Origin of the sequence: Arenibacterium halophilum (genome assembly GCF_005938225.1) — a bacterium.
GTDB classification, from domain to species: domain Bacteria; phylum Pseudomonadota; class Alphaproteobacteria; order Rhodobacterales; family Rhodobacteraceae; genus Arenibacterium; species Arenibacterium halophilum.
Map to the genome: position 1 here is coordinate 314,764 of NZ_VCPC01000001.1, position 22,581 is coordinate 337,344.

At 62.9% G+C, this 22,581-nt stretch carries 23 protein-coding genes; 13 read left to right on the plus strand and 10 right to left on the minus strand.

Annotated elements, in window-relative coordinates; all coding sequences use genetic code 11:
* The first annotated feature begins 148 nt into the window (after nt 1–148).
* Entirely contained in the window at nt 149–1,102 is a 954-nt protein-coding gene (locus FGK64_RS01530) for a radical SAM protein (RefSeq protein ID WP_138862042.1), read from the plus strand.
* A 124-nt stretch (nt 1,103–1,226) separates the two neighbouring features.
* Here the strand turns inward: FGK64_RS01530 and FGK64_RS01535 are convergent, their stop codons facing one another.
* The gene (locus FGK64_RS01535; RefSeq protein WP_138862043.1) at nt 1,227–1,496 is read right to left on the minus strand and encodes an usg protein; all 270 of its coding nucleotides are present in this window, start codon (nt 1,494–1,496) and stop codon (nt 1,227–1,229) included.
* 222 nt (nt 1,497–1,718) lie between these two features.
* Here FGK64_RS01535 and gyrA point away from each other — a divergent pair, with 222 nt between their 5' ends.
* Together gyrA and FGK64_RS01545 are read left to right on the plus strand one after the other, a co-directional pair.
* On the plus strand, nt 1,719–4,451 hold the full coding sequence (gyrA, locus tag FGK64_RS01540; protein ID WP_171053993.1) for a DNA gyrase subunit A: 2,733 nt from the start codon (nt 1,719–1,721) through the stop codon (nt 4,449–4,451).
* A 120-nt stretch (nt 4,452–4,571) separates the two neighbouring features.
* Nucleotides 4,572–4,922, plus strand: a complete 351-nt coding sequence (locus tag FGK64_RS01545) for a DUF6614 family protein (RefSeq protein WP_138862045.1) — start codon at nt 4,572–4,574, stop codon at nt 4,920–4,922.
* A gap of 162 nt (nt 4,923–5,084) precedes the next feature.
* On the opposite strand, the gene FGK64_RS01550 is transcribed toward FGK64_RS01545, so the two are convergent.
* A complete protein-coding gene (locus FGK64_RS01550) occupies nt 5,085–6,230 on the minus strand; it encodes an FAD-dependent monooxygenase (RefSeq protein WP_138862046.1) in 1,146 nt (381 codons plus the stop codon).
* A gap of 69 nt (nt 6,231–6,299) precedes the next feature.
* The gene (gene dksA, locus FGK64_RS01555; RefSeq protein WP_138862047.1) at nt 6,300–6,722 is read right to left on the minus strand and encodes an RNA polymerase-binding protein DksA; all 423 of its coding nucleotides are present in this window, start codon (nt 6,720–6,722) and stop codon (nt 6,300–6,302) included.
* 184 nt (nt 6,723–6,906) lie between these two features.
* Here dksA and FGK64_RS01560 point away from each other — a divergent pair, with 184 nt between their 5' ends.
* The 5 genes from FGK64_RS01560 (at nt 6,907) to FGK64_RS01580 (ending at nt 11,006) form a co-directional block, all read left to right on the plus strand.
* On the plus strand, nt 6,907–7,749 hold the full coding sequence (locus FGK64_RS01560; protein ID WP_138862048.1) for an AAA family ATPase: 843 nt from the start codon (nt 6,907–6,909) through the stop codon (nt 7,747–7,749).
* Nucleotides 7,750–7,758: 9 nt separating this feature from the next.
* Nucleotides 7,759–8,211 (plus strand): GNAT family N-acetyltransferase, encoded by a 453-nt coding sequence (locus FGK64_RS01565; RefSeq protein ID WP_138862049.1) that lies wholly within the window; start codon nt 7,759–7,761, stop codon nt 8,209–8,211.
* Nucleotides 8,208–9,572, plus strand: a complete 1,365-nt coding sequence (locus FGK64_RS01570) for a DUF2927 domain-containing protein (protein ID WP_138862050.1) — start codon at nt 8,208–8,210, stop codon at nt 9,570–9,572. The genes FGK64_RS01565 and FGK64_RS01570 overlap by 4 nt, the downstream gene beginning before the upstream one ends.
* A 20-nt stretch (nt 9,573–9,592) precedes the next feature.
* A complete protein-coding gene (locus FGK64_RS01575; RefSeq protein WP_138862051.1) occupies nt 9,593–9,760 on the plus strand; it encodes an apolipoprotein acyltransferase in 168 nt (55 codons plus the stop codon).
* A gap of 61 nt (nt 9,761–9,821) precedes the next feature.
* The gene (locus FGK64_RS01580; RefSeq protein WP_138862052.1) at nt 9,822–11,006 is read left to right on the plus strand and encodes a vWA domain-containing protein; all 1,185 of its coding nucleotides are present in this window, start codon (nt 9,822–9,824) and stop codon (nt 11,004–11,006) included.
* A 61-nt stretch (nt 11,007–11,067) separates the two neighbouring features.
* Here FGK64_RS01580 and FGK64_RS22100 read toward each other — a convergent pair whose 3' ends face one another.
* Nucleotides 11,068–11,214 (minus strand): hypothetical protein, encoded by a 147-nt coding sequence (locus FGK64_RS22100; protein WP_171053948.1) that lies wholly within the window; start codon nt 11,212–11,214, stop codon nt 11,068–11,070.
* Nucleotides 11,215–11,432: 218 nt separating this feature from the next.
* Here FGK64_RS22100 and FGK64_RS01585 point away from each other — a divergent pair, with 218 nt between their 5' ends.
* Nucleotides 11,433–12,125, plus strand: a complete 693-nt coding sequence (locus FGK64_RS01585) for a M48 family metallopeptidase (protein WP_138862053.1) — start codon at nt 11,433–11,435, stop codon at nt 12,123–12,125.
* Here the strand turns inward: FGK64_RS01585 and FGK64_RS01590 are convergent.
* Genes FGK64_RS01590 through FGK64_RS01610 form a run of 5 tightly spaced genes read right to left on the minus strand, consistent with a single transcriptional unit; the run spans nt 12,110 to nt 17,390 of the window.
* Nucleotides 12,110–12,664 (minus strand): RSP_2648 family PIN domain-containing protein, encoded by a 555-nt coding sequence (locus FGK64_RS01590; RefSeq protein ID WP_138862054.1) that lies wholly within the window; start codon nt 12,662–12,664, stop codon nt 12,110–12,112. The two genes, FGK64_RS01585 and FGK64_RS01590, sit on opposite strands and share 16 nt — an antisense overlap.
* Nucleotides 12,661–13,881, minus strand: coding sequence for an RSP_2647 family RNA methyltransferase (locus tag FGK64_RS01595; RefSeq protein WP_138862055.1), 1,221 nt, complete (start codon nt 13,879–13,881; stop codon nt 12,661–12,663). Before FGK64_RS01595 ends, FGK64_RS01590 begins: the two co-directional genes overlap by 4 nt.
* A gap of 38 nt (nt 13,882–13,919) precedes the next feature.
* A complete protein-coding gene (locus FGK64_RS01600) occupies nt 13,920–14,195 on the minus strand; it encodes a hypothetical protein (protein ID WP_138862056.1) in 276 nt (91 codons plus the stop codon).
* Nucleotides 14,192–16,978 (minus strand): bifunctional [glutamate--ammonia ligase]-adenylyl-L-tyrosine phosphorylase/[glutamate--ammonia-ligase] adenylyltransferase, encoded by a 2,787-nt coding sequence (locus FGK64_RS01605; protein WP_138862057.1) that lies wholly within the window; start codon nt 16,976–16,978, stop codon nt 14,192–14,194. Before FGK64_RS01605 ends, FGK64_RS01600 begins: the two co-directional genes overlap by 4 nt.
* A gap of 31 nt (nt 16,979–17,009) precedes the next feature.
* Complete coding sequence (locus FGK64_RS01610) at nt 17,010–17,390, minus strand: nuclear transport factor 2 family protein (RefSeq protein ID WP_138862058.1); 381 nt, start codon at nt 17,388–17,390, stop codon at nt 17,010–17,012.
* Nucleotides 17,391–17,453: 63 nt separating this feature from the next.
* Between FGK64_RS01610 and FGK64_RS01615 the strand changes: the two genes are divergently transcribed.
* The 4 genes from FGK64_RS01615 to FGK64_RS01630 all read left to right on the plus strand — a co-directional run bounded on the left by FGK64_RS01615 (nt 17,454) and on the right by FGK64_RS01630 (nt 20,145).
* Complete coding sequence (locus FGK64_RS01615; RefSeq protein ID WP_138862059.1) at nt 17,454–17,921, plus strand: YbaK/EbsC family protein; 468 nt, start codon at nt 17,454–17,456, stop codon at nt 17,919–17,921.
* 159 nt (nt 17,922–18,080) lie between these two features.
* The gene (locus FGK64_RS01620; RefSeq protein ID WP_138862060.1) at nt 18,081–18,506 is read left to right on the plus strand and encodes a DUF2852 domain-containing protein; all 426 of its coding nucleotides are present in this window, start codon (nt 18,081–18,083) and stop codon (nt 18,504–18,506) included.
* 73 nt (nt 18,507–18,579) lie between these two features.
* On the plus strand, nt 18,580–19,023 hold the full coding sequence (locus FGK64_RS01625) for an RDD family protein (protein WP_138862061.1): 444 nt from the start codon (nt 18,580–18,582) through the stop codon (nt 19,021–19,023).
* Between the two features lie 297 nt (nt 19,024–19,320).
* Entirely contained in the window at nt 19,321–20,145 is an 825-nt protein-coding gene (locus FGK64_RS01630; RefSeq protein WP_138862062.1) for an arginyltransferase, read from the plus strand.
* Between the two features lie 83 nt (nt 20,146–20,228).
* On the opposite strand, the gene FGK64_RS01635 is transcribed toward FGK64_RS01630, so the two are convergent.
* Nucleotides 20,229–22,568 (minus strand): TRAP transporter large permease, encoded by a 2,340-nt coding sequence (locus FGK64_RS01635; protein ID WP_138862063.1) that lies wholly within the window; start codon nt 22,566–22,568, stop codon nt 20,229–20,231.
* Nucleotides 22,569–22,581: the final 13 nt, after the last annotated feature.

The window sequence follows — 22,581 nt, forward strand, 5'->3', positions numbered from 1 at the left end:
GTTTGGCGCATGTTAGCGCAAACAACACACCGTGGTCCAGCGGCGTGCTCCGCTGGCATCACTTATCCGTCAGAGGTGGCACCACGGGTTTCGTTTTGTAAAAGCCATAGGCTAGATCCAACCAGCACGCCACCGTCGGGACGCCAAGATGAAAGATAATGCCGCCAGCGCCGCCAATTCGGGCAAGTTCGCTGACCCGCGCCGCACTGCCGATGGGTCTGAGCGCGCCCGCGTCGCGCTGAGCCGCCCGGAAACGCTGTGGTTCAACACCGGAACGCTGTGCAATATCACATGCGCAAACTGCTATATCGACAGCAGCCCGACCAACGATGCGCTGGTTTACCTGAGCGCCGCAGATGTTTCCGACTACCTTGCCCAGATCGTCGAACGGGGCTGGCCGGTGCGCGAAATCGGCTTTACCGGCGGCGAGCCATTCATGAACCCCGAAATGATCGACATGGCGCGCCTTGCGCTGGACGCCGGGTTCGAGGTGTTGATCCTGACCAACGCAATGCAGCCGATGATGCGCCCCAAGGTCCGCGCCGGGCTGGCCGCGCTGAACCGCGATTTTGGCGCGCGGCTAACGCTGCGAATCTCGCTCGATCACTTCGACGCGGCGGAACATGATCGCGAACGGGGCACTGGCAGCTTTGCCCGCACGCTCGACGGGATGAAATGGCTTCGCGATGCGGGGCTGCGCATGGCCGTAGCCGGGCGGGCGCAGTGGACAGGCAGCGACAGCGAGGGCCGCGACGGCTATGCCGCGCTCTTCGCGCGCTACGACTTCGACATCGACGCGCACGACCCGGCCACCTGCGTGTTGTTCCCCGAGATGGACGAAACCGTCGAGGTGCCCGAAATCACCACCGCTTGCTGGGACATCCTGAAAAAGTCGCCCGACAGCGTGATGTGCGCCTCCTCCCGCATGGTCGTGAAACGCCGCGGCGCCGATGCGCCCAGCGTCGTGGCCTGCACCCTGCTGCCCTACGACGCGCAGTTCGACCTTGGCCCAACCCTGGCCCAGGCCGAATCTGACGTGGCTCTGAACCACCCCCATTGCGCCAAGTTCTGCGTGCTGGGCGGAGCCAGTTGCTCGGCCTGACATACAGTCCGCCGCAGGCCACAGGGCGAGCACGCCTGCCCGCCCCTTCTTTGAGGCTCAAATATCCCGGGGGAGCCCGCACAGCGGGCGGGGGCAGAGCCCCCTCACTCAAATCAAACGCACCCTAGTGCAGCGTGAATTCGCCCACCATGTTGCGCCATTCGCCCGGGCCGATCAGCTTGCGATGCGTAAACCGCACCGAATGCAACGGCCCTTCAATCTCGCGCTGCCAGAATTCGATGAACTCGAACAACCGCTTGTGATCCGGCGCCAGATCATAATCCTGCCAGACGTAGCTGTTCAGCACGCGCTGAAAATCCGGCATTCGATAGAAGATTTCCGCCGTTGTAAGCCCATAGCCCTTGAGCATCAGCTCGGTCTCGGATCTGTCCATGCGCGACCTCGAAATTTGCCTGTATAAACCCATCTTGAATCGCAATTCTTAAAAATCAACAAAAACAGCATGTTATCAATCAACCCCCGCGGCTGCCAAACGCGCTGGCCAGCCCCTATTGCACCTTATGTACGGGTTCTGATAAGGTGCCTCCACTATATATAGAGCATGCACAAAAGACAGGCAGCCGACGTGAGCGATACGCCAGAACCCCCTGAAAACATGGACGAAACACCACCGGAGCGCCCAAGCTATTCGGGCCCCAGCGTGTCGATCGAACATGAGATGCGCACGTCCTACCTTGATTACGCGATGTCGGTCATCGTCAGCCGCGCGATCCCCGATCTGCGCGACGGGCTGAAGCCGGTGCACCGCCGTATTCTCTATGCCATGCACGAGGTCGGCAACTCGCACGACAAACCCTACCGCAAATCGGCGCGGCCCGTGGGCGACGTCATGGGTAAGTACCACCCCCACGGCGACAGCGCGATCTATGATGCGCTGGTGCGGATGGCGCAGGATTTTTCGATGTCCCTGCCGCTGCTCGACGGCCAGGGCAACTTTGGCTCGATGGACGGCGATAACGCCGCCGCGATGCGCTATACCGAAGTGCGGATGGACAAGCCTTCGGCCTTCATGCTGGCCGATATCGACAAGGAAACCGTCGATTTCCAGGACAACTACGACGGCAAAGACCGCGAGCCGACCGTCCTGCCCGCGCGCTTCCCGAACATGCTGGTCAACGGCGCGGGCGGTATTGCCGTCGGCATGGCCACAAACATCCCGCCCCACAACCTGGGCGAAGTGGTGGATGCCTGCCTGGCCCTGATCGAAGACCCGGACCTGACCAGCGAACAGCTGATCGACTATGTCCCGGGGCCCGATTTCCCGACCGGCGGCATCATGCTGGGCCGCTCGGGCGCGCGAAAGGCCTACCTTGAGGGGCGCGGCAGCGTCATCATCCGCGCCAAGACCCGGATCGAGGAAATCCGCAAGGACCGCTGGGCCATCGTCATCGACGAGATCCCCTATCAGGTGAACAAGGCCGCAATGATCGAAAAGATCGCCGAGCAGGTGCGCGACAAGCGCATCGAAGGCGTGGCCCACGTTCAGGACGAATCCGACCGCAACGGCGTGCGCGTGGTGGTGGAATTGAAACGCGACGCCACCGCCGAGGTGGTGCTGAACCAGCTTTACCGCTTCTCGCCGATGCAAACCTCATTCGGATGCAACATGCTGGCGCTGAACGGCGGACGCCCCGAAACGCTGACCCTGCGCCGTTTCCTGACGTCGTTCATCGACTTCCGCGAAGACGTGGTCGCGCGCCGCACCGCCTATGACCTGCGCAAGGCCCGCGAACGCAGCCACATCCTTTGCGGTCTGGCCGTGGCGGTCAGCAACGTCGACGAAGTGGTTGCCACCATCCGCGCCTCGGCCGACGCCGCCGAGGCCCGCGAGAAACTGATGACGCGCCGCTGGCCCGCCTCGGATATCGCCGGCTACATCCGCCTGATCGACGATCCGACCCATACGATGAACGACGACGGGACCTATAACCTGTCGGAGGCACAGGCCCGCGCGATCCTGGAACTGCGCCTGCAACGCCTGACCCAGCTGGGCGTCAAGGAAGTGACGGACGAACTGGAAGAGTTGGCCGGCAAGATCAAGGAATACCTTGAAATCCTGGGCAGCCGCGACCGGATCATGGGCATCATCGGGGACGAGCTGCGCGAGGTGAAAGACCTGTTTGCCGTGCCGCGCCGCACCGAAATCGTCGACTGGTCCGGCGACATGGAAGACGAAGACCTGATCGAGCGCGCCGACATGGTCGTGACGGTCACGTCGGGCGGCTATATCAAACGCACCCCGCTGGCCGACTTCCGCGCCCAGAAGCGCGGCGGCAAGGGGCTGTCGGGTGGCGGGTTGAAAGAAGACGACGTGGTCACCACGCTCTTCGTCGCCAACACCCATACGCAGCTTTTGTTCTTCACGACCGAAGGCATGGTCTACAAGCTGAAGACATGGCGCCTGCCCCAAGGCGGACGCACGTCGAAAGGCAAGGCCATCATCAACATCCTGCCGATCCCGCAGGGCGTCTCGGTCGCCGCGATCATGCCGGTGGACCGCGACGAAGATGAATGGGACGACCTCCAGATCGTCTTTGCCACGTCGAAGGGATCCGTCCGCCGCAATCGGCTGTCGGATTTCACCAACGTCATGCGCAACGGCAAGATCGCGATGAAATTCGAAGGCGAAGACGAAAACACCCGGCTGATCAATGCTCGGATCTGTTCCGAGGATGACGACGTGATGCTGGTCACCAACTCGGGCCGCGCGATCCGCTTCCCGGTGCCGGATGTGCGCGTGTTCAATTCGCGCAATTCGACCGGCGTGCGCGGCGTGAAGCTGAGCAATGGCGACGAAGTCGTGTCGATGTCGGTGATCCGCCATTTCGATGCCACCTCGGACGAACGGGCCTCTTACCTCAAGATGCGCCGCCTGATGGCCGGCGTGACCGAAGAAGACGGAGTGGACGAGGAAGAAGGCAACGCCGACAGCCTGCTGCCGGCCGAGCGCTACGCAGAGATGTCGGCCGCCGAGAACCTGATCCTGACCATCACCTCCAAGGGCCTGGGCAAGCTGTCGTCAAGCCACGACTACCCGATCCGCGGACGCGGCGGCATGGGCGTGACAGCATGGGAAAAATCCATGCGCGGCGGTGACATCGTGGCGTCGTTCCCGGTGGAACTGGACAACCAGATCATGCTTGCCACCTCGCGCGGACAGTCGATCCGGGTGCCGGTCGATGGCATCTCGTTCCGCTCGCGCAGCGCCGGCGGCGTCAAGGTGTTCAACACCGCCAAAGGGGAAGAAGTTGTCAGCGTCGCCTGGATCGCCGATCAGGGCGATGACGATGACACGCCCGAAGCCGAAGCCGATAGCCCGGAAAACTAATTCCTTCAGAACGGTTGGGATTGAACGCGGCGCCTTCGGGCGCCGTTTTCATGCGTACTTTAAGGGTTGTGTAACGGCTTTCAGGTCAAACTGCGCTGCACAGCAACCAAGGAGGCGCTGGTGAACCTGTATTCCTGCCAAATCTCGATACGCGACGATGCCAAGGCGCTTGCCTTTGCCAAGGCCGTCGACGAATGGATGAGCTTTCTTGCCACGAAAGGCGTGATCCGGAACTGGCGCTTGCTGCGGCGCAAACTGAACCTTGCCGCCGATTGCTTTCGCGATTTCCTGCTCGAAATCGAAGTCGAAAACCTCAGCCAATTGGATGAAGCCTTTCGCCTGACCGGTCAGCAGGACGAAGACATCGCAACCCTGCATCACAACGTCCACATGCTGATCTCCGAGGCTGATTTCGCCCTCTACCGCCCTTTCCCCGATCCCGAGCGCGCCGAGCGTATGGCGTTGCTGTAAGCAACTTAAGCCCAATTTCTTTTCGGCACAAAAACTCACATGCCTGCCATCAGACTCAAGCGATGTGTCTTGGAAAAAGCGAGGCGCAATTGAGTATTATTGCCGAAAGGAAGCATAGAGCAGCATGTTCAGCTACAGTCAGGAACTGGTCGGCCTGATCTCTTAGAGCGCCGGGGAGGACGTTACGTCGTGCCCATATAACCACGTGTAACGCGGCGCGAGCCAGCGGCCTGCGACTGTCAGCCCGAGTTGTCCGATCTCGCGCATTGGACTGCGTGCGTGGAAACGCCACGCGTTTGCACCGGCAGCTGCGACCACGCGCCTGACCCGCTCGATCCGGCGTGCCTGGTAGGCGGCAAATCCACCGTCATTTGTCAGGCAGTCAGCCAGCACCCAAGCGTCTTCGATGGCCATGCAAGCGCCCTGTGCCATATAGGGCAGCGTTGGATGTGCGGCATCGCCCAGCAAAGCAATCGCGCCCTTGTGCCATTGGCTGGCCACCGGATGCAGGTAGAGCGCCCAGATATGCGCAGTTTCGATGCGTTGAAACAGTTGCCCCACCGGCCCGCCGAAATCCGCAAAGGTGGCGCGCACTTCGGCTGCATCAATCGTGTCGCGCCAGCTGTCGCGCTCCCAGTCGCGGCGCTCTTGAAAGGCGACGATGTTGGTGACCTTGCCGTCGCGCAGCGGATAGGTCACAGCGTGTCGGCCCGGCGCCATCGTCAGGGTGGCCCGTTCCGGCGCGCCGGGCTGCCCCGGCACCAGCGCCCGGTAGGCCACCTGCCCCGAGAATTCTGCGATTGTGTCCCCCGCGACAGCGGCTCGCCCCGGCCCGCGCATCCCGTCTGCCGCAATGAGCAAAGGCGTTTCCATCTCGCGCCCCGAGGCAAGGTGGATGCAGGCGGCACCACCAACAGTACTGACCGCCACCGCCGTCTGGCCAAGCTCGATATTCACCCCTGCGGCCTGCGCTGCACGGGCCAGCGTTTTTATCAGATCCGCCCGGTGAAAGTACCATGTCGGCCCGGCAGCAGGCGGTGGCAGGCGCATCACAAGCCGACCGGCACGATAGTCGCGAAGGTCTACACCCTGAGAACAAACAGCTGGCGGTGGGTCATCGAACACTCCAAGCGCACGCAGGACGACCATGCCGTTCTGCGCGATCTGGATTCCAGCGCCGACCTCGGTCAACGCCTCAGCCTGTTCCAGCACCCGTACCCGCGCGCCGCGCCGGGCCAAAGCCAGCGCCGCGGTCAGCCCGCCAATTCCCGCGCCCAGCACGGTGATCTCTTGCCCTGTCAGCGCCATACAGCCCCCTTGAAACGCAAAACGCCGGAGCGTGGGCCCCGGCGCCTGTAAGCTGTTGCGACCCTTCGGTCAGTCGTCGCGGTGCACTTTTTCGCGGCGCTCGTGACGTTCCTGCGCCTCGAGGCTCATTGTTGCGATCGGCCGTGCATCCAGCCGCTTGAGCGAGATCGGCTCGCCCGTGACTTCGCAGTACCCGTATTCGCCTTCGTCAATGCGTCGCAGCGCCGCGTCGATCTTGGTAACCAGCTTGCGCTGGCGGTCGCGCGTCCGCAGTTCAAGCGCGCGATCGGTTTCTTCGCTGGCACGGTCCGCAACATCGGGAATGTTGCGCGTGCCATCCTGAAGACCCTCGATCGTATCGCGGCTTCCTGCAAGTAATTCTTGTTTCCAGTTCAGAAGCTTGCGCCGGAAATATTCAACCTGACGTTCGTTCATGAACGGTTCGTCTTCGGCCGGTTGATAGTCATCCGGCAAGAAGGATTCCTGCTTCATTTTTGCCCCCTCAGACTGGCCAAGACCGTTGGACATAATTTTCCCCTGGTATCTGGCACCCCACTGCCGCAGCGTTTATCCGAGGCACCCGAGAATGTCACTACACAATAGTGCCACGCTCTGTTTTAAAGATGTGAACAGCCTCGGGGCTGTTTCCGGCGCAGAAACAAAGGATTGGCGAGGCATGAAATTTCAGGGCACCAAAGATTACGTAGCGACCGAAGACCTGACGATCGCGGTCAATGCCGCCGTCGCGCTGGAGCGGCCGCTGCTGGTCAAGGGCGAACCAGGCACCGGCAAGACCGAGCTGGCGCGGCAGGTCGCGGATGCCCTTGGGATGCGGATGATCGAGTGGAACATCAAATCCACCACCCGCGCGCAACAGGGCCTGTATGAGTACGATGCGGTCAGCCGCCTGCGTGACAGCCAGCTGGGCGAGGAAAAAGTTCACGATGTGTCCAACTACATCCGTCGCGGAAAGCTGTGGGAAGCATTCGCCTCGGACGAGCGCGTGGTGTTGCTGATCGACGAGATCGACAAGGCCGATATCGAGTTTCCGAACGACCTTTTGCAGGAACTCGACAAGATGGAGTTCCACGTCTACGAGACCGGCGAAACCGTCGCCGCCGTGAACCGCCCCGTGGTCATCATCACGTCGAACAACGAAAAAGAGCTGCCCGATGCCTTCCTGCGGCGCTGTTTCTTCCACTACATCCGCTTCCCCGACGAAGCCACGATGCGCAAGATCGTCGAAGTGCACCACCCCGGGATCAAGGAATCGCTGCTGACCACAGCGCTGACGCAATTCTATGAACTTCGCGAAACTTCGGGGCTGAAGAAAAAACCATCGACCTCGGAAGTGCTGGATTGGCTCAAGCTCCTGCTGGCCGAAGATCTGACGGCGGAAGACCTGAAGCGCGACGGGGCCAATGCCCTGCCCAAACTGCACGGCGCCCTGCTGAAGAACGAACAGGATGTTCATCTGTTCGAACGGCTCGCCTTCATGGCGCGCGCCCAGAACCGCTGAGTTACCACCATGAGCAAGATCGCCACCACCGTCCGCCCTCTGCGCGAAAGCGACCGTGCCGACTGGCAGGAGATGTGGGCGGGTTACCTCGAATTTTATGAATCCTCTGTCACGCCCGAGGTCTATGACAGCACCTTTGCCCGGCTGTTGGGTGACGATCCGCGTGATTTCAACGCGATGATCGCAGAACAGGACGGGCGTGCCGTGGGGTTGGTGCATTACCTGTTCCACCGCCACGCCTGGAAGATCGAAGAGGTGTGTTACCTGCAGGATCTCTATGCCCGCCCCGAAGCGCGTGGCACCGGTGCGGGGCGCGCGCTGATTCAGGCGGTGTATGACGTGGCCGATGCCAAGGGCGCGCCCTCTGTCTACTGGATGACGCAAGAGTTCAACGCCGTGGGCCGTCAGCTGTATGACCGGATCGGCGTGCTGACGCCGTTCATCAAATACGCGCGGCCATGAAGATGTGGGCGCTGCTGTGCGCTGTTCTGATGCTGGCCGCCTGCGAAAGCGACACCAGCCCGGATCAGCCCACACGCGCCCAGATCGGCGAGTCGAGCCTGCCGCCGATGAAGACCTTCGGCGTCAGCTATGTCCGCCCGCCGGTCTATAGCAACGTCAACATCGCGCAGGATTTCCTTGACCTGCATTTCCAACTGGAAAGCGGGCGCGAGTTGCCGAATTTCACGCGGTTCGAGGGGCCGATCACCCTGCGCGTGGCCGGGCAAGCGCCCGCCTCACTGAAAACCGATCTGACCGCGCTTCTGGCGCGCCTGAATCGCGAAGCCGGGATTTCGATTTCGGAAATCTCGCGCGGCGAGGCCAATATCACGGTCGAAGCGGTCAACCGGTCCGAGATCAAGCGCGCCCTGCCCCAGGCCGCCTGTTTCGTGGTGCCCAACGTCAGCTCTCTGGCGGAATTCATGCGCAACCGGCGCGCACCGCAAACCAACTGGTCGATGCTGCGCGAACGCTATCGCATGGCGGTGTTCCTGCCCAATGACACCGCCCCGCAAGAGGTGCGCGACTGCCTGCACGAGGAACTGGCGCAGGCATTGGGGCCGCTGAACGACATGTATCGACTGGCCGACTCCGTCTTCAACGACGACAACGTGCACACGATCCTGACCGGCTACGACATGCTGATCCTGCGCGCGACCTATGCCCCCGAGCTGCATTCGGGCATGTCGCGTACCGAGGTGGCCAGTCGCCTGCCCGGCATTCTGACCCGGATGAACCCACGTGGTGACAGCGAACCGAGCCACGCCATTTCCGCCACGCCCCGCAACTGGATTGCCGATGTGCAAACCGCACTTGGCCCCGGCGTCACGCTGACAACCCGCCGCGCGGCGGCGGCACGGGCGGCACGCACGGCATCAGAGCTGGGCTGGCAGGATCATCGCCGCGCCTTCAGCCACTACATGCTGGGCCGGATGATTCAGGCGACCGACCCGGTGCTGGCACAGCAGCATTACTCAAACGCCATGTCCTATCTGGAACGCACGCCCGGCACCGAGTTGCATCGCGCGTTCATCGCCACGCAAACAGCGGCGTTTTCCGTCGCGCGTGGACGCGGCGACGAGGCGCTGGCCCGGATCGAGCCGCATCTCGACATCGCCCGCCGCGCCGAAAACGCCGCCCTTCTGGCGACGCTGATGCTGCTTCAGGCCGAAGCGCTGGACCTGCTGGGGCGGGACGAAGAGGCGCAGGCGGTTCGGCTGGACAGTCTGGGATGGGCGCGATACGGCTTTGGCTCGGACGGCGCGGTGCGCGCCAAGATGAAGGAAATCGCAGCCCTTGCGCCCAAGGCGCGCCGCGGCTGATCCGAAAGGAACACGACAAGATGCTGGTGATTGGCGGGGCGCTCATTGGGGCCGTACTGGGCGCGTGGAGCGCGCGGCGCAACGGGGGCAAGACAGTCGATATGTTGCAATATGCAGCAGGTGGCGCGATCGGGCTTGCCCTTCTGGGCACCATTGCAACCATCGTGATCCACCGCATGATGCTCTGACTGCTGGCACAGACGGGCACGACGGTCTAGGCTGGACCTGCCCGCAACTATTGGAGCGCCCATGTTTCTTCCGTTTTTCGAAAACCTCCGAAAGGCCGGTGTTCCGGTCAGCCTGCGCGAATTCCTGAGCTTTCTCGAAGGCATGAAAGGCGGTCTGGCGACCTATGATGTCGAGGCGTTCTATTACCTCGCGCGGGTGACGATGGTGAAAGACGAACGCAACCTGGACAAGTTCGATCAGGCCTTTGCCGCGAGCTTTAAAGGGTTGGAAGATATCTCGTTCGATCAGGTGCTCGAGGCCGTCGACCTGCCCGAGGACTGGCTGCGCAAGATGAGCGAAAAGCACCTGACCGACGCCGAAAAGGCCGAGATCGAGGCGCTGGGCGGGTTCGAAAAGCTGATGGAGACGCTGCGCGAGCGGCTGCGCGAACAGCAAAAGCGCCATCAGGGCGGCAACAAGTGGATCGGCACCGGGGGTACCTCGCCTTTTGGCGCCTACGGCTACAACCCCGAAGGCGTGCGCATCGGCCAGAAAGAAGGCCGCCACGGGCGCGCGGTCAAGGTCTGGGACAAGCGCGAGTTCAAGAACCTGGACGACACGGTGGAACTGGGTACGCGCAACATCAAGGTCGCGCTGAAACGCCTGCGCCGCTGGGCACGCGAAGGCGCGGCGGACGAGCTGGACCTTGACGGGACGATCCGCTCGACCGCGGAAAACGGATATCTCGACGTGAAGACCCGCCCCGAGCGGCGCAATGCTGTGAAAGTGCTGCTGTTTCTGGATGTGGGCGGGTCGATGGATCCGCATGTGAAGGTGGTGGAAGAGCTGTTTTCGGCCGCGCGCAGCGAATTCAAGCATATGGAACACTTCTACTTCCACAATTGCCTGTATGAAGGTGTGTGGCGCGACAATCGCCGTCGCTGGGATGCCCAGACCCCGACGCACGAGGTGTTGCGCACCTATGGGCCTGACTACAAGGCGATCTTTGTCGGCGACGCCTCGATGAGTCCCTATGAAATTGCCTATCCCGGCGGGGCGAATGAACACTGGAATGCGGAATCCGGGCAGACATGGTTGAAACGTGCCCGCGACCAGTGGAGCTCGACCTTGTGGATCAACCCCATCCCCGAAAAATACTGGAGCTATACCCAGTCCATCCAGATGGTGCAGGATATTTTCGAGAACCAGATGGTTCCCATGACATTGGCAGGGCTGGAAAAAGGAATGCGCGAACTGACGCGCTAATCACCCGGCCGCAGCCGGCGACGGGTGCCTGAGACATAAGAGAAATTTAATCCGGCGGGAGTCATTCCGCGCCGGATTTCTGTTCTGCGCTGGACTGGCCCTTCAGGGCCGACAGCAGCTCTGCAATCCGATCATCGCTGTCGGATCTGTCCGTCGTGTTGACCCTGAAAGCAAGCTTCAGGTTCTGCGCTATTTCATCACGTGGCATGGCACACCTGCTTCGTTTTCTTTTGCTCAGCCCCTGTTGGTACAGGAATAATGGCTGGGACACCGAATGGGTTCCGCGATTTTGTCAGTTTTTCACACGACGGTTAACATGTGATAAATTCGTAACATGCGTTTCAGCAAGTTACAAACCGTTCACCAGACTGTCGGTCCTTAAGCCGGGGCCTTGCCGGGCAGGCTGTTCACCGCCATATCTGGGGCATGTTGCGCTTTAGTCCAATTCTACTGGCCGTTCTTTACGCGGTGATCATGTACCGGTTTTCGGTCTGGCGCACCAATCGCGAGTTGAACAGCAAATCCACCCGACTGGTCGATCCGCGCCTGAATCGCCTGACAGACCGCATGGCGGCGAGCCTCGAAGTCGATCAAGTGCCGGTGCACATCTATGAAATCGATCCGGTGAACGGGTTGGCGGCGCCCGATGGGCGTATCTTCATCACGCGCGGCTTCTATCGCAAGTTTCAGGCAGGCGAGATCACTGCCGAAGAGATGGGTTCTGTCATCGCGCACGAGTTGGGGCATGTGGCGTTGGGACATTCGCGGCGGCGGATGATCGACTTTTCCGGTCAGAATGCCATTCGCACCGCACTGATGATGGTGATCGGGCGGTTTGTGCCCTTTATCGGGCCGTGGATTGCGGGGATGCTGACATCGCTTCTGGCGGCGCGTCTGTCACGGCAGGATGAATACGAAGCCGATGAATATGCCGCCGCGCTGCTGACCAAGGCCGGGATCGGGATCGCGCCACAGAAATCCATGTTCCGCAAGCTCGCCGCGATGAGCGAAGGCCACGGAAGCGCCCCCGCATGGCTTCTAAGCCACCCCAAGACGGAAGAGCGCATCGCCGCTTTGGAACGGTTGGAACGCAACTGGGGTCTCTACCCGCCGTCGTGATCCGCCAACGCGCGGCCCAGCCGGGGCAAGCGCGCTTTTTTCAGCAAGGCCCGCATCTGCCAGTCTTCGCCCGACAAGCGGCGCGCGGTGTCCAGCACGGATTGCGCGACGGGCACGACCCGGTCAGGGTTCGCCTGCCACGCCTGAAAAAGGAAGGTGTCTGGATCAACGCGCGCCACCCCTTCTTCGGCCAGTAGGTTGCGCGGGAAATCCTTGGCGTTCATCGTCATGATCGCATCGGCCGAGACATCGACAGCAACCGCCAGCACGTGAATGTCGGCGGCGTCGGGCAGGTACAGCCGCGATTCCAGACCTGGTGCAGCCGGGCGCAGCGCCTTGGGCCAAGCCGCGCGCAGCAGCGCGATTTCCGCCTCGCCCTGCGCGGCGCCCTCTGGCCCCAGTCGCGCGGCGGCGCGGCGCCATTCTTCCAGTATCCTCTCGGACCAGAGCGGGGTGAACACGCCCGCGCGGGCCACCCCCAGCACCAGTTCGCGCATCACCGTGGGGAACAGGACGCAGGTGTCGATGACGATCTTCACAGCCGGTAGAACACTGCCTTGAGGTAACCGCTTTCGGCCAGTTGCGGCAGTTGCGGATGGTCCGGGCCGGCAAAGCCGGTGTGGATCATCCGCGCCGTGCGCCCCGCCCGCCCGATGCCGCGCGCGCTGGCCTCGCGGAAGGCGGCCAGATCGGCGGCGTGGGAACAGGAACACAAGCCCAGATAACCGCCCGGCGCCACCAGCTGCGCGGCCAACCTCGCCACCCGTTCATAGGCGCGCAGCCCCGCCTGTAACGCGGGCTTGTTGGGCGCAAAGGCGGGCGGGTCGCAGACGACCACATCAAATTGCGCGCCTTCACCGGCCAGCGCCGTCATCACCTCGAACGCATCGCCTTGGCGCGTGGCAAATCGGTCGGCCATGCCACCGGCCTGCGCGCCGCGCATCGCCAGATCAAGCGCCGGGGCCGAGCCATCGACCGACAGCGCCGACACCGCCCCACCCGCAAGCATGGCCAGCGCAAAGCCGCCAACGTGGGAAAATACGTCCAGCACCCGCGCGCCGCCTGCCAGCCGTGCGGCAAAGGCGTGGTTGGGCCGCTGGTCATAGAACAGCCCCGTCTTCTGGCCGCCGGTCACGTCAGCCATATAGGTCGCGCCGTTCATCACAACCGGCACCGGCGCATAGGGCGCCTGCCCGCGCAACATGGATGAAACATCGTCCAAACCTTCCAGCCCGCGCGCCCGGCCTGAGGCGTTTTTCAAGATCGTGGCACAGCCCGTCACCTGCGCCAGCGCCTCGGCCAGCGGCTCGATATGCAGCTCGGCCCAGGCGGCGTTGGGTTGCACCACGCAGGTGTCGCCGAAGCGGTCGATCACCACGCCGGGCAGGCCATCGGCCTCGGCATGGATCAGGCGATAGAAAGGCGCATCGTAGATCCGCGCGCGCATGTCCTGGGCCGCCGCGATCCGGGCAATAAACCACGCCACGTCGATCTGCGCATTCGGATCGGTATCCAGCATCCGGCAGATGATCTTTGACTGCGGGTTGACGGTGACCAGCCCCAGCGGCGCGCGCTCGCCATCTTCCAGCAAGGCCAGCGAGCCCGGCAGCAGCGCGCGGGTGCGCCTGTCGGTCACCAGATCGCTATCATAGACCCAAGGAAAACCCCGGCGCAGCCCACGGGCATTGGCCTTGGGCTTCAGCCGGACGGTCGGGCGGTCGAACACTTGGGCGGGATGGGGCGCAGAGCTTGTCATGGCGCCCTCATATCCGCAGGCCGCGCCCGGCGAAAGCCCTAGCTGCGGGGCCGCGACCGCCAGCCGCCACGCCGCCGGGGCGCGGTGATCGCGGTTTGCCCGTCGCGCAGGATCGCCGTCATCGGGTGGTCGGGGGCATTGGCGCCGTAACTGTCCACCAGCCGGCGCAGCGAGGCCGCGGTTTCGGTGCCCTCGCCCAGCGACAGCGCCCAGTCCAGAAAGATCGACCGGCACTCGGCCTCGGTGATGCCCTCGATGTTGTATGCCTCGCGGATCAGCCCCTTCGGGTCGTCCGGGTTGCCCGTCCTGCTCATTCCTGCTCGTCCTCCCCCAGCGCGGTCGCGATGCGCCGCGCGGTATCCCTGTAGGCGTCCTCCAGCCGGGCGGCCAGGTCGTCAACCGTTTCGGCCCCCGTGGCGCGACACAGGAAATCGGCCGCGCCCTGCCCCGGCTCGCCCATATCGCGCGCACTGCCCGCCAGCAGCGCAACTGCCGCATGCACCGACCAATACAGCGCCGCCGCTTCTGCCATGGCGACAGATGCCTCAGGCGACAGCCAGCCGGTTTCCACGGCACCCTGCAGGCCCCCGGGCACATCCGGCACCGCAAGCCCCGCCGTCAAAGCGCCAGCCTGCGCGATCAATTCAATGTCCTGCAAGCGCCCGGCACCGGTTTTCACATCCCAGACGCTGGCAGGCGCGCGGGCCTCGGCAATGCGGGCGCGCATCTCGGAGACTTCTTGCAGCACCTTGTCGCGGTCCTGTGGCTGGCGCAGCAGCTTCTGGCGGAAGGCTTCGATATCATCCCGCAACCCTGCGTCATGCGCCGCGATCACCCGCGCACGCGTCAGCGCAAGATGTTCCCACACCCAGGCCTGAGTTTCCTGGTAGTCGCGGAAGCTGGCCCAGCTGGTGGCGACCGGCCCCTGATTGCCCGAGGGCCGCAGCCGCATGTCAACCTCGTACAGCCGCCCCTCGGCCATGGGCGCGGTCAGCGCGGTTATCATCGCCTGCGTCAGCCGCGCGTAATAGGTACGCGCGGGCAAAGGCCTGCGCCCTTCAGAATTTTCGACGCCATCGGGATCGTAAATCACGATCAGATCCAGATCCGAAGCCGCGTTCAGCCGCCCCAGCCCAAGCGAGCCCATACCCAGAACCGCCGCCCCCCGCCCCGGAGGCGTGCCGTGTTTCGCGGCAAAATGATCGGTTACAACGGGGAACAGCGCGGTGATGACCGCATCGGCGATATCGGCATATTGCGTCCCGGCCTCGTAGCCGTCGATCAATCCGCGCAGGTGGTGCACCCCGACGCGAAACCGCCATTCCCGCGCCCAGCGGCGCGCGGTGTCCAGCCGCGCCTCATAGTCGGGCTCCAATTCCAGCCGCGCGGTCAGATCGGCGGCCAGCGTCGCCTTGGCCGGCCAGTCGGTAAAGAAATCGCCCCCGATCACCGCATCGAACACCCCCGCATTGCGCGACAAATACCCCGCCAGCGCGGGCGAGGTGCCGACAATGTCAATCAGCAGGTCGATCAGCTGGGGATTGGCCTCGAACAGCGCAAACAGCTGCACCCCGGCGGGCAACCCCGCCATGAACCCATCCAGCGCCACCAGAGCCTCTTCCGGCCGGGCAGTACGCGCCAGCCGGGCCAGCATTTCGGGGCGAAGGCGTTCAAATATCTGCTGCGCCCGCTGCGAGCGCAGCGCCGGATAGCGGGGCCAGCGGCGGCAGATCGAGGTATCGAATTCTGGCGTCGCGGTCGGCGTGACAGGGCTGACATCGGGGGCAAAGAAGCCCTCGGTCAGCTCATGCACCTCGTTCAGGCGGCGCAGCAGATCGGCGCGAAGGTCCGCCTCGTCCATGCCAGTCAGGCAGGCGACGCGGGTGAATTCCTCGGGGTTCGTGGGCAGCTTGTGGGTCTGGGCGTCATGCACCATCTGGATGCGATGCTCGATTTCGCGATGGGCGCGGTAATGATCGGCCAGCCTGTCCGACACGTCTTCCGTCACCCAACCCGCCACCGTCAACGCGCGCAGCCCCGGCACCGTGCCGCGCAGACGCAGCGATTCATCGCGCCCTCCGGCGATCAACTGGCGGGTCTGGGTGAAGAATTCGATCTCGCGGATACCGCCGCGCCCCAGTTTCATGTCGTGGCCCGAGAGCGTCAGCGCGCCCCCGGTGCCCTTGTTCTCGCGGATGCGCAGGCGCATGTCATGGGCGTCCTGAATGGCGGCGAAATCCAGATGCCGCCGCCAGATGAAAGGCCGCAGCGCGGTGATGAACCGCGCACCAGCCTCGGTGTCACCCGCGCAGGGGTGTGCCTTGATATAGGCGGCACGTTCCCACGTGCGGCCAAGGCTTTCGTAATAGGTTTCCGCCGCCGCCATCGACATGCAGACAGGTGTGACCGACGGATCAGGCCGCAGCCGCAGGTCGGTGCGGAACACATAGCCCTCGGCGGTGCGATCCGACAGCCGCGCGCACATGTTGCGGGTCGCCCGCACAAGGCTTTGCCGCGCTTCGTGATAATCGTCAGGGTCGTAACGACTCTCGTCAAACAGGCAGATCAGGTCGATGTCGGAAGAATAATTGAGCTCGCCCGCGCCCATCTTGCCCATGGCAAGCACGAACAGCCCGGCGGCGCTGGCCACGTCATCCTCGCCCTGCCCCGGCAGCTTGCCACGACGGATCAGCGCCGCGATTTCAGCCTGCAATGCGGCGTCACAAGCCAGCGCCGCAAAATCACTAAGCGTGCCGGTAACCGTTTCCAACCGCCAGACCCCAGCCAGATCTGCCAGAGCGGTCATCAGGGCAATCCGCGCCTTGGCCCGCCGCAGAACGCTGTTCAATGCGTCCGGCGATGCTTCTCGGATCGCTTCATACTCCGCAACCACTGCCGCTTCTGGATCGTCCAGTGCGCCCTCCAGCCAAGCGGCGTGCCCCCGGATCAACCCGTTCAGAAACGGGCTGCTGGCCGCGGCGCCAACGATAACCTCGCGCAGCTCGGGCGGCATATCGGGAAGCGCGGCGGCGGCCTCTGCGCCCAAGTCGGGCGCCATGGGCCGGGGGCTGCGGGTGATGCGATCGGAAAATCTCATATGCTCAGGCATACACGGCGCGCGGGCGTGTTCAAGCGCAAGGCGTGTCCTGGCTGAAGACATTGCGCCACGTCCCCGCCTCGCAGCGCCAGAGCGACGAGACGTACATCTGCTCGTCCTCCTCTGCCCCGTCCCGACGATAGCGCGCGTGATAGCTGATCATCGCAAGCCCGTTGCCATAGTCGCGCCAGACCACCTGCGACAGCTCAAACGCCGCAATACTTGGCCCATCCGCCAATTGCGCCACATGCTCGGCGCGCGTGGCCTGCCCCGAGGGGTAGACCCCAAGAAAATCCTCGGCCAGCGCTGCACGGTCGGCGGCGGCATCGCCATAGCACAGGGCCTGCCACACCGCCGTTTCCAGCGCCAGCAAGCCCGCGCGCGTCACGCTTGGGTTGTCCCTTGTCACCATCCCGCCAACCCTGCATGTTCCGCCGACAATCGCAAGACCGGCACAGGAAAGAGACGACCCGACATGAGCAAGAGCCTGAAACGCGTGCGCGCCGCGCTGGACGCTGCCGGAGAACCCACCGAGATTCGCGAAACGGCGCTGGCCCGCACGGCGCCCGATGCCGCGCAGGCGGTGGGCTGCGAGGTCGATCAAATCGCAAAATCGATCATCTTTCGCGGCGAAACGAGCGGCGAAGCGATCCTGTTCCTGACTGCGGGCGGCAACCGGGTCAACGCCGAAAAGGCCGCCACTGTCGCAGGCGAACCGCTGGGCAAGGCCGATGCCGCACTGGTGCGCGCGCAAACCGGGTTCGCCATCGGCGGAGTATCTCCTCTGGGCCACCTGAATCCGATCCGTGCCTTTGTCGACCCGCGCCTGTTGGAATTTGACTACGTCTGGGCCGCCGCAGGCACACCGCATCACGTCTTTTCCATCGCGCCTGGTCGAATGGTGACGCTGACGGGTGGCCAAACGGCCGATTTCACCGACTGAACCTTTGGAAAATCCATTTTTATTCAGATACTTGCCCCAGCATCACTGCACCGATGTAAAAAACATTCACATCACCCCTTGCAAAGCCGCTTTGCCATCCCGATCTATCGTAATGTGAAAGACATTCACATTCGACAGTTCCAAACGGAGAGAGCGACAATGACAATGACGAGCGATACCTACCCAGCTGCCTACAGGCCGGGCTGGTTCAGCAGAGCCGAATCCTGGCTTGACGAAAAAGGCAAAGGCGCCTGGATCGCCGCAATGGTCCTGGGCTTCATCTTCTTCTGGCCCGTCGGCCTTGCCCTTCTGTTCTACATGATCTGGAGCAAACGCATGTTCAAATCCTCCTGCAGCCGCAGCGCACGCCGCCGCCACTTCCACAGCGTACACTCGCGCACCGGCAATTCGGCATTCGACGCCTACAAGGAAGACACGCTGCGCCGGCTGGAAGAAGAGCAAAGCGAATTCGAGGCCTTCCTCGAACGCCTGCGCGAAGCCAAGGACAAGGCCGAATTCGACCAGTTCATCGACGACCGTGCCAAGCGCGCGAGCCGCAGCGATGACGAAAGCGACGCTGCCTGAGGCCATATAAAACCGCAGGGCCCCCGCCACACCGGGGGCCGTTGCAATTTTTACATGGAAAGCCACATTCAAGATGATGAACCTGCCAGACCCCGACAGACAGCCCCAATTCTATGATGGCGTCGCGATCAAGCGCCTGATCGCCTGGATAGCCGATACCATCCTCATCCTGCTGATCAGCTGTGTCGTGGTGCTGTTCACCGCCTTCGTCGGCCTGCTGATCTGGCCGATCCTCTACCTGACAATCGGCTTCGCCTACCGCGTAATCACGCTTGCAAATGGCTCGGCCACACTGGGGATGCGCCTTGCCGGGATCGAGCTGCGCACCGCGCGCGGCGACAGGTTCGACCCGGGGCACGCCGTGATGCACACGCTACTTTACACCATGGCCTGCGCGATTCCGATCCTCCAGGTGATCTCGATCGTCATGATGGCAACCTCGCAACGCGGCCAGGGCTTGGGCGACATGCTGCTGGGCACCTCTGCCCTGAACCGCCGCATGGTCCGCGCAGCGTGACACCAGGCTGAGACGTCCCGAAATCGCGCTGACGCGCGATGCCTCCGGCGGGGATATTTTTAGCCCAAAGAAGCAGGGTGTCCCGCTCCATTCTTTGGGCTTCAAATATCCCGGGGGAGTCCGGCGCAGCCGGGCGGGGGCAGAGCCCCCTTGCGCCATAGCAATGAACCCAGCGGTCGGAGCGAAGAATTAACCCTGAATTCAGGTTGCTGGTGCAAGCAACACTTCTCTACTTGGCGCGGCCCGCCTGCGTTGTTATCTTTTTGTTAAACGAGTTCGAGACAATTCAAGTTTTCCATGCGCCACACGCTTCCCATCGCGCCGCAGTTTTATGTTACGGCCCCCCAGCCCTGCCCGTACCTAGACGGCCGGATGGAGCGGAAGCTGTTTACCGCGCTGCAGGGGGAAAACGCCGATCGACTAAACAACTCGCTGTCGCAACAGGGGTTTCGGCGGTCGCAGAACGTTCTGTACCGTCCCTCCTGCGCGGAATGCTCTGCCTGCCTGTCCGCGCGCATTGACGTCCGGCGTATGACGCTCTCGCGCAGTCAGCGCAAAATCCTGCGCCGGAACGAGCACCTGACGCGCAAGACGACATCGCCCTGGGCCACTGAAGAACAGTTTACCCTGTTCCGGCGCTATTTGGATGAACGCCACGCCGACGGTGGCATGGCCGATATGGATGTCTTTGAGTTCGCCGCGATGATCGAGGAAACGCCGATCCGCAGCCGGGTGATCGAATACACCGACGAACTACGCGAGCTACAGGCTGTCAGCCTGACCGACGTCTTGGACGACGGGCTAAGCATGGTCTATTCGTTTTACACTCCCGACCGACCACGCGCCGGGTTGGGCACTTTCATGATCCTGGATCATGTGCGGCTGGCGCAGGAACTTGACCTCCCTTACGTCTATTTGGGCTACTGGGTGCCCGGCAGCCAGAAGATGGGCTACAAGGCGAATTTTTCGGGTCTCGAGATTTACCTGGGCGGCGAATGGCAGCCCATGAACGACCCCGAAGCCTACAGCCACGAAACCCACCCGCTATCGACCGATCCGATTGCCGAGCAGGTCGCAAACATCCAGCTTCCCGACCGTCATCCGACCGGCCAGCGCGGCTGACTCCGGCCCCTGTTTCGGGCGATTTCCATCTCAAATCCCTTGATGTCAACGCCGGGTGTCTCCACCCGGCACCAACTGTCGCGTCAGTTTCCGCCCAGCAGCGCCGGGACAATGGTCACGATGCCCGGGAAGAACCACAGGATGCCAAGCCCCACCACCTGAATGATCACAAAGGGGAAGACGCCGCGGTAGATATGGCCGGTCGTCACCTCTTTCGGGGCCACGCCACGCAGGTAGAACAGCGCGAATCCGAAAGGCGGCGTCAGGAACGAGGTTTGCAGGTTAACTGCGATCATGATCGTCACCCATTTCGGGTCAAAGCTGCCGCCATAGATCACCGGCCCCACGATGGGGATCACGATGTAGATGATTTCCAAGAAATCCAGCACGAAACCCAGCAGGAACAGCACCAGCATCACGATCAGGAAGACTTTGAACTCGTTGTCAAAGCTCATCAGGAATTGCTGGATGTAATGTTCTCCGCCGAACGAGATCACCACGAGGTTCAGAAGCTGCGATCCTATCAGGATGGTGAACACCATCGACGTCACCTTGGCCGTTTCCCGCACCACCGGCGGCAGCACCGCCGTGCGATACAGAACCCAGCAGGCATAGAGCAGGCCGAAGAAGGCGAACATATAGGCAGCATAGGCGAACAGGAAGGCGACCCAGGATTCGAACGGCACCTCGGCCTGGTTGATGCGCAGGTCGAAATTCATGCCCAGAAGGATCATCACGATGATCGCGAAGGTCGCGTTGATGATGATCTTGCCGGAGCCGCCCTCGTCACGCAGCTTGCGATAGGCCGCCAGCATGATCGCCCCCGCGGCCCCCAGCGCAGCGGCCGGGGTTGGGTTGGTGATGCCACCCAAGATCGAGCCCAGAACTGCAATGATCAGCACCAGCGGCGGGAACACCACGCGGATCAGATCGTTCTGCGCCAACCGGGCTGCAGCCTCGCGGCAGGACCACAGCGTGATCGCCAGCGGGATCAGCAGGATCAGCACGGTGACGCCGGCGCTGGTGTCAGGCTGGATCAGCAGCAGATCGGCCAGAATCATCAGCGCGACCCCAACGCCGCCAATCATCAGCGGGCGCGGATCTAGCGAAGGTGCGATCCCACGCGCCGTGGTCAGCACCAGCCCCAGCAAAAGCGCGATGATGGCGACTCCGGTCCCGATGGGCGCGGCCCAAGGCAACGGAACAGGCTCGTCCGTGCCGCCGGCTTCCGCAGCAGCCGCGACATTCGCCGCCGTTTCCCCTGCGATGCGGACGGATTCATCCCAGCGCGCCTGCCCGTGCAATTCGATCATCGCGGCCTGGCATTGCTCGGACACATTGGTACGCAGGATCGACACGGTATCGCCCGTGGACTGAGCGGTGGTGTGCAGCACCTGGTCGCCGACGATTTCCATGTATCCCAGCGCGATAGTCCCGAAAATTGCCACGGCCGGCACGATCAGGAACCATGTCAGCGCCTCGGAGCGGGTGATCACCTCGCCCGAACCATGGCCCACGTCAACGGCGGGTGCCCGCGACGGGTTGAACAGCGCGTAGCCAAAGGCATAGGCAGCATAGAGAACGGCCAGCAGGATGCCCGGAAGCATCGCGGCCTGAAACAGCGTGCCGACCGACACCACCGCAGGGCGTCCCAGATAGGTCAGCGCGTCGGTACAGCCGGCAGCCTGCGCGCGGGTTTCCTGCGCCGTCGAATACAGATCGCCCGCCAGTGTCCCCAGCAGAACGATCACGATCGAGGGCGGAATGATCTGGCCCAACGTGCCAGAGGCCGCGATGACCCCGGTCGAGATTTCCGGGGAATAGCCGTTGCGCAGCATCGTGGGCAGCGACAGCAGGCCCATGGTGACAACCGTAGCCCCGACGATGCCCGTGGATGCCGCAAGGAACGCGCCCACAACAACAACCGACACGGCCAGACCACCCGGCAGCGGGCCAAACACCCGCGCCATGGTGGTCAGCAGATCCTCGGCGATCTTGGACCGCTCCAGCACGATGCCCATCATCACGAACATCAGCACGGCCAGCAGCGTTTCGATGCTTTGCCCTGCAAAAACCCGTTCATTCATGCGGTTCACGATGAACGACAGGTTGCGGTTGACCGCCATTTCCCAACCGCCGGGGAACACGGATTCCGCCACGCGCGGCAAATCGGGGTATCGGAATACGCTGATCGCGTCGCGATGCACCCCCTGCGCCAGCAAGGCGTTGTATGCCTCGGACCCAGTGTCGATCGCCTGATGGATCAACAGCCCCGCGCTGTCGAGCGCGGCAATGATACCGAAGGAAATAACCCCGGCGCCCGCGATGGCAAAGGCCACCGGAAAGCCGGACAGAATTCCGCCGAAGAGGCAGAAGAGAACGATAATCAGACCGATCTCGACGCCATCAAGTCCCAGAAACATGCGCCCTGCCCCC